Annotated in this window: 2 protein-coding genes; one reads left to right on the top strand and one right to left on the bottom strand. The window is 63.3% G+C overall.

The features are described from left to right. Window positions 1-8,934, bottom strand: an 8,934-nt coding sequence (locus AAHM40_RS22165; protein ID WP_342246586.1) for a peroxidase family protein, incomplete at its 3' end; no start/stop codon positions are given. Between the two features lie 242 nt (window positions 8,935-9,176). On the opposite strand from AAHM40_RS22165, the gene AAHM40_RS22160 reads away from it, so the two are divergent. Further along, window positions 9,177-9,380 (top strand): hypothetical protein, encoded by a 204-nt coding sequence (locus tag AAHM40_RS22160; protein WP_342246585.1) that lies wholly within the window; start codon window positions 9,177-9,179, stop codon window positions 9,378-9,380. Window positions 9,381-9,430: the final 50 nt, after the last annotated feature.

The raw sequence follows: 9,430 nt of genomic DNA, 5'->3' as shown, positions 1-9,430 counted from the left end.
ACCAACCTGCCCTGCGCCGGGGGTGAAGTTCGCCGTGGTCGCACCGCCGATGTTGGCCCAGGTCGTTCCGTTGGCAGAGGACTGCCACTGGAAGCTGAACACCGAGGTGGTAGTGCCATCCGGATCGGCAATGGTGCCGCGCGTGGCCGTCAGCAGTTGGCCTTGGGCCGGCGTGGTGTCGCTGATCGCCGGTGCACCGGTCGGGACATCGTTGACCTGGGTGGCGGCTACCGTATCCGTCACATTCGACAGGACTGTCTCCAGCACGCCGTTGGCGTCCTTGTAGATGGCCATCACCCGCAGGGCCAGGCCAGCGAGATCCTCGGTGACGCGGAACGTCCGGCCGGTGGCGCGGGATGCCTCACCGGCGGCAATGAAGACGATGTCTTCGAAGATTCCCGAGCCCGCGACGGTTTCCACCTGCCAGTAGTAGGACACCGGGCCGGTAATGGAACCACCGGCATTGTCCGCATCAGTCACGCCATCCAGAGACGCAGTGAGCAGCGAGCCAACCTCAGGCGTACCGTCGCTGATGCTCACGGCGCCCACCGGACGGGCATCGGTGCCCGATAGATCGATGATTCCGTCGGTGAACTGCAGCCGCTCGATGCTGGTGAGGCGGTCAACGCCATCACGACCAGCCACCAGGTCGGTCACCGTCACAGAGCCATCCAGGTTGGTGACGAAGTCGTACTCGGACGAAAGCCCACGATAAGCCGCGGTATCCAGTGCCGCATCGCCCTGCAGGATCTCCCGCACGATCACCAGTTGCCCCGGGTTGTAAGTGCCGTTGACCATCAGCGGCACCATCTCGGCCATGTTGTTGAAGCTGGCGATTTCCGGTCCTGAGCCGTCGAGGTTTTGACGTACGCTGATGCGCACGTTCAGCCACTTGTCGCCATCGATCAGGTCATCGCCACCGCGCCCCATGAGGATGTCGCTGCCGCTGCCGCCGAGGATGATGTTGCCGCCGTCGAAGAAGGTAACCCCGGTGCCGAGGAATTCCTGCAGGCCCGAGATCAGCGCGATGTTGGTCAGCACGCTGCCCTTGGCGCCAGCTGTCGGCAGCGTAGTGGCATCGGAGTCGTCGCCGCTGATTACATCTCCGAAGGCGGAGCCGGACAGGCCTTCGACGAAGTCGAAGCGAGCCAGCACGGAAGCGCCCGATCCCGGTTGTTGCGGCTGATCGAAGAAGCGGTCGCTGATGTCGATCGTGACGCCGCGCGAGTCGTTCTTGAACGTCGCCCAGTCGTAGCCGGAAGCACCGATGTAGCGATCGCCCAGGCCGGCGCTGCCAACCATGATGTCGTCACCGCCCTCGGCGTTGAACTTGTCGTTCTCGCCGCTGCCGACGTAGACGTCGTTGCCCGCGATGGGGTCGTTGCCAGCCGGATCGAAGTTGTCGCCAGGGGCGCCGTCAGAGGTGCCGGCTTCCAGCCAGTCGTCCCCTTCATTACCCATGTCCTGCTCGTTGGCCTTGGAGCCCAGGATGAAGTCGTTGCCCTGTCCACCGAAGGCCTCACTAGCGTCTTCACCGGTGATGATGAAATCACTGCCGAAGCCACCGAGGATCAGGTTGACGCCATTGCCGCCCTGGATCACGTCGTTGCCGTTGTCACCCTTGATGTTGTCGTCGCCACCCACGTCCGTGATGATGTCGTCGCCGTCGCCACCATTGATGAAGTCATTGCCGTAGCCGCCATCCAGGCGGTCGTTGCCACCGTCGCCGTAAAGGGTGTCGTCACCTTCGCTGGAGCGCAGGATGTCGTTGCCAGCGCTGCCGCCCAGCACTACATGGTCGGGTCCGCGGTACAGCAGGTAGTTGGTATCGGCACCCGGCGTTGCCGGGTTGTCGCGAACCACCAGCGGCAGCAGTGGGTTGTCACCCAGCGGGTCGGAGCTGCCGGCGATGCCGTCGGCCCCCACCACATCGTCCAGCGTGCCCTGGATGCCATCGAGCCCTGCATCGTTGAGGCCGGTGTGCTGCAGCAGCGGGTTGACCTCCAGGGTGAAGCCCGGAGTGAGGAAGACGATGGCCGGCAGGTGGGTCGCATGGGTGTTGGCCATGATCAGCTTGGCGAACGAGTTGCCCTCCAGCTCGGCGTTGAAGTTCAGGCCGGCGGTGCGCTCCAGATAGTAGAAGCGGTCACCGTCCTGGAGTTTCTCCAGCTGGTTCTCGAACACGAAGTTGAAGGTCGAGCCCAACATGCCGCCGAACGGCATGATCTTCTCGGCCAGGCCACCTATCCAAAAGTCCACCAGGTTGAGGCCGGTTTCCACGCCGGTCCAGGCCCCCGTGCCATTGAGGAAGTCCAGTCGGTCGGCCGGGGCGGTAGCGCCACCCAGGACAATCGCGGTCGCGGCGGCACGCTTGTCGGCCAGGGTGGTAGCCCCGGTGATATCCAGGTGGGTGCCGTAAGCCGCGATGAAGTTGATCAGCGACTCCGGATGCTTCAGGTGCATCACCATGTCGGCCCAACTGACGTAGGGCTTCAGGTTGGCGTCGCCGGTGGCTTCATAGAACTGCGCACGGGCATGGTTGAGCGTTGCCACACCCGTATCCCGGCCCCGGGCGATGTTCAGTGCGGCGAGGTCGAGCGGCAGCCCCACCAGGTTGTTACGCAAGGCCTCGGTGACGAACTCGTCGATCTCGTTACCCACGGTGCGGGTCACGCCACGGACGATGGCGCTGGTGGCGTCTTCCGGCGTCAGCCCGCTGGCGGCATAGGCCAGGGGGTTGAGGAAGGCGGCGATCAGGCCCAGTTGCTGGTCGTTGGTCGGGTGCAGCGGATCGACGGTGACCGGGTTGAAGTTGGCATCGAAGCGGTCAACCGTCTCGGTCAGCATCGAGTGGCCGAAGCGGTAAACCGTGTGGGCGAACTCGGCAACGATCGAGGGATCGAGGTTGACGTCATAGACCTGCGTCGGCGCGAAGAACGGGTCGACGTTGGGCTGGATGGTCCGCGCGAACTCTTCGAACACCAGGTGCTGATACTGCATCTCGGTGCCGAACTTGGCGGTCTGGAACAGGCGCTCGCCGTTCCACTGCAGTCCGGCTATCTCGGCCGGGGTGGTTGGGAAGGTAGTGACCGGGGTCAGCAGCCACTCGTTGATGAAGGCCACGTCGTTGCTGGCCAGCACCGTGCTCTTGGTCTGTTCCACCAGGCGGTTGTGCTCGGAGTGGAAGATCGCGTGCACGGCGGTCAGGCCGATGTTCTCGTTGACCCGGCCGTCACCGGCCATGTAATGCGCATCCAGCAGGTCACCGTCGTAGGTGCCAGCCGGCTGGGGAACGCCGGCCTGGCTGTTGATCACACCGTCGTTGTCGCGCACCAGCCCCGGTGCTGCTGACGGGTCGGCGGCGTGAGCGATGTCGATGAGGAACTGGTGCCCGGTGCCGATAGCGCCGGCCAGGCTGATCCCGAGGCCTCCGTTGGCGGCCGGATTGCCTTCCAACAGCACGTCATCAGGTGTTCCCGGCAGCCCGTCCGGGCCAGGGAACACCACCATCGGGAAGCCGTTCGGCCCCTTGATGAAGTTGCCGTAGTCATCGGTGGCCAGCAGCGGCACATCGAACACATTGGCGTCGGTCAGGTTGATCCCGAGGACGTCGCGAGCCTGCGCCTTGACCACCGCCCAGGTGGCCATGCCGCCAATCTCCACATCGTCGGCGGTGCCGAACTCGCCATCGGCGCCCAGGTTGCGGTTGGTGATCAGTTCACCCGTGGCGCGGGGTCCGTCAGGCGTGGAAACGTACTCGCGCAGGAACACCTGGTGCGACGGGTGCGAGCTGTAAGTCTGGTTCTGGTCGACGAAGGGCGAGGTGGTGTTCTCGTTCTGCCCGGGTACACCGCCCACCTGGGTAGCGCGCGTCAGGACCATGAAGTTGGTCGGGCTGCCGGGGACGAAGCGCGGGTCGTCCGGCTGCAGCGGGATGAACACGGCCCCGCTACCGCCTTTGGTTACCAGGTCCAGGCCATGGTCGAAGAACTGACCGAAGAAGGTCATCCAGGCATTGAACGGCGCGGTCAGGCCGGCATCCGGGCTGACGTTGGGAACGAAGTTCACTTGCTGGTCATCAGCGGTACCGAACAAGCCATCCAGGCCGGGGCTGGTCACCAGTGTGGAGCCATCGGTACCTGCCGCAGCGGCTACCGCCGCCGGGTTGTTGTTGGTCTGGTCGACGATCAGGTTGCTGATGGTGCGCGGGTCGCTGTCCACCACGTTGGTGGAAGAGTTGTAGTTGGTGTTGGTGATGCCGTTGAAGGCAGCCTCGTCCTGCTCATCAGTGAACTCTGCCGGCAGCAGGCGCGGGAACGCATTGTCAGCGGCGCCGAACTGGCTCTGGTCGATGCCGGAGAAGTTCAGCAGGTTGTTGAACTCACCGGTTACGGTACGCAGACCGGCCGACGCGCGCACGTTGGGCACCAGGGACAGCAGGTCGGCACCATTGGCGTGAGCTTCGGCAATGCGGATCTGGTTGAGGATGAAGTCCAGGTCCGAACGCACCAGTTGCACACCGGCCCCGCTGGCGGTGATCGCCGGCCCCGGATCGACAGCTGTGGTGGGCGGTGGTGGAGTGAAGGGATCGACCGCAACGGTGGGCGCGGAAAACACCTGCTCAGTCACCCCATTAGCATCGGCGTAGACGCCTTTCACCCGGATTACCAGACCGGCCAGGTCCGGAGTGATGCGGAAGCGGATGCCGTTTGCACTCTGGAAGGCCAGGTCGCCCGCAGGAGCGGCGATGATGTCCTCGAACACACCAGTGCCGGGATTGCGTTCCACCTGCCAGACGTAGGTGACATCAGTGATGCCACCGCCGGGGTTGTCAGCGTCGTTGACGCCGGCCGCGGACACGCTGAGGAAGTCACCGACCTGCAGCGATCCGCCATTGGTATCGGTGATGGTCAGGGAGCCCGTCGGCTCAGCATTAAGTCCCGGCACCAGCACCTGGGTGTCATCGGAGAACCGGATGCGCTCGATGTTGGTCAGGCGGTCGATGCCATCACGCCCGGCCACCGAATCGGTCACGGTGAAGGAGCCGTCGGCGTTGGCCACCACCGAATAGTCACTTGCCAGGCCTTGGTAGTTGGCGGTATCGAAGTCCGCACCGCCATTGAGCAGTTCACGCACCGCCACCAACTGGCCGGGGTTGTAGGTGCGGTTCAGCATCAGCGGAATCAGGTCCACCATGCTGTCGAACGTGGCGATCTCGGGACCCGTGCCGTCGAGGTTCTGGCGCACGCTGATGCGCACGTTCAGCCACAGGTCGCCATCGATCAGGTCGTTGCCGCCGCGGCCCTCGATGATGTCGCTGCCACCGCCGCCGAGGATGATATTGCCACCGACGAAGGTGTCCACCAGATCGTCCGCGGTACCTAGGATGGCATCCGCGCCTACCGAGGCCTGATCGCCGAGGAAGGCCCGCAGGCCAGTGATCAGGTCCAGATTGGTCAGCGCGCCACCGGTGGCGCCACCATGGTTGATGATAGTGGTCGGGTCCACGTCGTCGCCGCGCAGGATATCGGCGAAGTCAGAACCGGACAGGCCTTCCACTTCGGCGAAACGGTCGAAGATGGAAGCCGGCGACTGCGCCACGGGGAAGGCAATGTGGTCGCCCACCTCACCGATGCCGAGGAAGGCCGCCAGGGCCAGGTCAACGGTTACGCCGATGTTGTCGTTCTTGTAGGTGACCCAGTCATAGCCGGACATGCCGTCCATCTTGTCCTGGGCATCGCTGCCCACGAAGATGTCGTCGCCGCCCTCCCCGATCATCTCGTCGAAGCCGCCACCACCGATGAAGATGTCGTGGCCAATCACGTTGTCAGCCAGCAAGGGGGCGAAATTGTCTCCGGGCGCACCGTCCTGTGTGCCCCACTCGATCCAGTCGTCGCCCTCGTTGCCGGTGGGTGGCAGGCTGGTCTTGGCGCTGTAGATAAAGTCGTCGCCCTGACCACCGAAGGTGGTGGACATATCTTCGCTGGTAACGATGAAGTCCTTGCCGCTGCCGCCGAGGATCAGATTGCCAACGCCTCCGGCCATCATGCTGCCAACATGGATCACGTCATTGCCATCACCCCCCTCCATGCGGTTGTCGCCGCCGGCGTCAGTGATGATGTCGTCGCCGGCCCCGCCCATCACGGTGTCGTTGCCATAGCCGCCTTCGAGCACGTCATTGCCGCCATCGCCGTAGAGGGTGTCATCGCCCTCGCTGGAAATGATGATGTCATCGCCAGCCGTGCCGCCGAGCACCACGTGGTCCGGACCGGTGTAGCGCAAGTAGTTGGTTTCCACAGCGGCGGTATTGGGATCGTCCCGGATTACCAGGGGGGTGATCTCGACGCCGTTGATGAGGATGCCGCCGGTGGGGTCATCACGGCCACCAACTCCCAACCCCGTGTGTTGGATAGCCTGGTTGACTTCCAGGGTCCAGGTCGGGGTGGAGAAGATCGCATTGGGCAGGTGAGTGACATCGGTGTTGAGCATCACCAGCTTGGCAAAGGAGTTGTTCTCCAGCTCGGTACCAAAGTGCATCCCCGCGGTACGCGACAGGTAGTAGAAGCGGTCACCGTCCTGCAGGGCCTCCAGCTGCGTCTCGAAGACAAAGTTGAAGGTCGAGCCGAGCATGCCGCCAAACGGCATCTTCTCTTCGGCCAGGCCGCCGATCCAGAAGTCCACCAGGTCCAGGCCGGTCGTGGTGACACCATCCGGTCCGCTCGCCCAGGTCCCGGTGCTGTGCAGGAAGTCCAGGCGGTCAGCCGGCTCACCAGCGCCGCCCAGCACCAGCAGAGTTGCAGCGGTACGCTTGGCCGCCAGGGTGCTGGCACCGGTGATGCTGGAGTGGGTGCCGTAGGCGGCGATGAAGTTGATCAGCGATTCCGGGTGCTTGAGATGGTCGAGGAAGTCCACCCAGCTGGAATAGGGGTTCAGTTGCTCGTCGCCAGTCATGCGATAGAACTCGCGACGCGCGGCATTCAGCGAGGGAATGCCGGTGTCGCGGCCACGGGCGATGTTCAGCGCCGCCAGGTCCAGCGGCAGGCCCACCAGGTTATTACGCAGGGCCTCGGTGACGAACTCGTCGATCTCGTTGCCCACGGTGCGGGTCACGCCACGCACGATGGCCCCTGCGGCTTCTTCGGCACTCGGCCCACTGGCGGCGAAGGCCAGGGGGTTGAGGAAGGCCGCGATCAGGCCGATCTGCTGGTTGGCAGTGGGATGCAATGGGTCGGCGGTGACCGGGTTGAAGCTCGGGTCCAGGCGGTCGATGGTTTCGGTCAGCATCGAGTGGCCGAAGCGGTAAACCGTATGGGCGAATTCGGCGACGATCGACGGATCAATGGTGGTGTCATAGCCACTCGGCGCAAGGAACCCGTCCACCTGGGGCTGGATGGTGCGAGCGAACTCTTCGAACACCAGGTGTTGGTATTGCATCTCGGTGCCGAACTTGGCGGCCTGGAACAACCGCTCGCCGTTCCATTGCAAGGCATCGATCTGTGCCTGTGTGGTTGGGAACGCGACCGGAGCCGTACCCGGCATCAGCCAGGGAGTCAGTTCGGCCAGGTTGCCAGAGGCCAGCAGGGTGTCTTTGGTCTGCTCCACGAGCCGGTTGTGCTCGGAGTGGAACACGTGGTGCACGGTAGTCAGGCCGATGTTCTCGTTGACCCGGCCATCACCGGCGATGTAGTGGGCGTCCAGCAGCTCGTTGTCGTAGCTCCCGGCTGCGGGCGTGGTACCGATGTTGACGATGCCGTCGGCGTCCGCCGTCAGGCCGCCGCTGGGATCGGCGCTGTGGGCAATGTCGATGAGGAACTGGTGACCGGTGCCGACCGCGTTGGCCAGGCTGATGGGGGTCAGCGGATTGCCTTCCACCAAGACATCGTCAGCGGTGCCAGCCAACCCATCCGCGCCTTTCATCACCACCTGCGGGAACCCGTTCGGCCCCTTGATGAAATTGCCGTAGGCATCGGTGGCCAGCAGCGGCACATCGAACACGTTCGCGTCGGTAAGGTCGATGCCGAGGATGTCACGGGCCTGCGCCTTGACCACCGCCCAGGTCGCCATGCCGCCGATTTCCACGTCGTCGGCGGTGCCGAACTCGCCGTCCGCCCCAAGGGCGCGGTTTGTGATCAGCTTGCCGGTGGCATGCGGCTGCCCATCGGCACCGATCTCGTAGGCACGCAGGAACACCTGGTGCGACGGATGCGAGCTGTAGGTCTGGTTCTGGTCGACGAAGGGCGACGTGGTGTTCTGCTGCTCATGGATATCGTCGGCAGTACCCAGGATCCCGTCTGCACCCGGCAGCATGGTGGCGCGGGTCATGACCATGAAATTGGTCGGGCTGCCCGGTACGAAGAGCGGGTCGTCCGGCTGCAGCGGAATGAAAACGATGTCATTGCCGCCCTTGGTGACCAGGTCCAGGCCGTGGTCGAAGAACTGCCCGAAGAAGGTCATCCAGGCATTGAACGGCGCGGACAGCCCCGCATCCGGGGAGATATTCGGGATGAACTGCGTCTGGACGTCATCGGCGGTACCGAACAGGCCATCCAGACCGGGGCTGGCCACAGTGGCCGAACCGGGAGTCTGCGCAGCAGCGGCAACCGCCGCCGGATTGTTGGCGGTCTGGTCGACGATCAGGTTGCTTATGGTGCGCGGCTGGGAGTCGATCACGGTCCCGGTTGTCTGCGCGTAGGAGGTTCCCAACTCTGCAGGCCGGAACACCGGGTCCAGCAAACGCGGGAAGGTGTTGTCCGCAGCACCGAATTCGGTTTGGCCGGCGAACAGGTTGTTGAACGAACCATCGATGGTGCGCAAGCCGAAAGGCACCTGCACGTTAGGCAGCAAGTCCCGAAGCTCCTGGCCGGAAGCGTGGGCTTCGGCGATGAGAATCTGCTGAAGGATGAAATCCAGGTCTGCGAGGTTGAAATTGGCCATTTGCTGATTCCTCAATTCCGACTGCGTAGGGGCGTGCGCCATGGCAGCAAGGACAGGGCTCCACGCTTTCGACTTGATTCGGGATTTGGGGGATTAGATGACGCCTAACTGGAAGCGACGCTGGTGGCAGCGCGAATCATGCTTTTCAGCAGGAGGTTCTATCCCTGACGGTGCCGGCAATCAGGCGCCAGCGCCGGGGTCATCGACCCGGCGGACCGTGGTATTCGGAAAGGTGCAATGAGATGGGCGAGATCGCCCACTGGAACAGGACGCGCGATGCAAGGCTCATGACGTTCTCCCTAGCTTTTATTGTTTCCCGGCTAAGGCTGCAGCGCCCTCACGATGCAGCCACCCGCAATGCGAAACAATTTCTTACATACCTGACTAAAGATTCGGCCAAAAATACTGTCAAGCAACCGTCGATCCGGCCACTTTTCAGCAAATAATCATGCTAAATGATTGTTTTATAAGAAATTTCATTTGAAATAACTTCTTA

The sequence above is a fragment of the Pseudomonas sp. OTU5201 genome (assembly GCF_038440135.1).
In the GTDB taxonomy this organism is placed as follows: Bacteria; Pseudomonadota; Gammaproteobacteria; order Pseudomonadales; family Pseudomonadaceae; genus Metapseudomonas; species Metapseudomonas resinovorans.
This window is presented reverse-complemented; position numbering and strand designations above follow the sequence as displayed.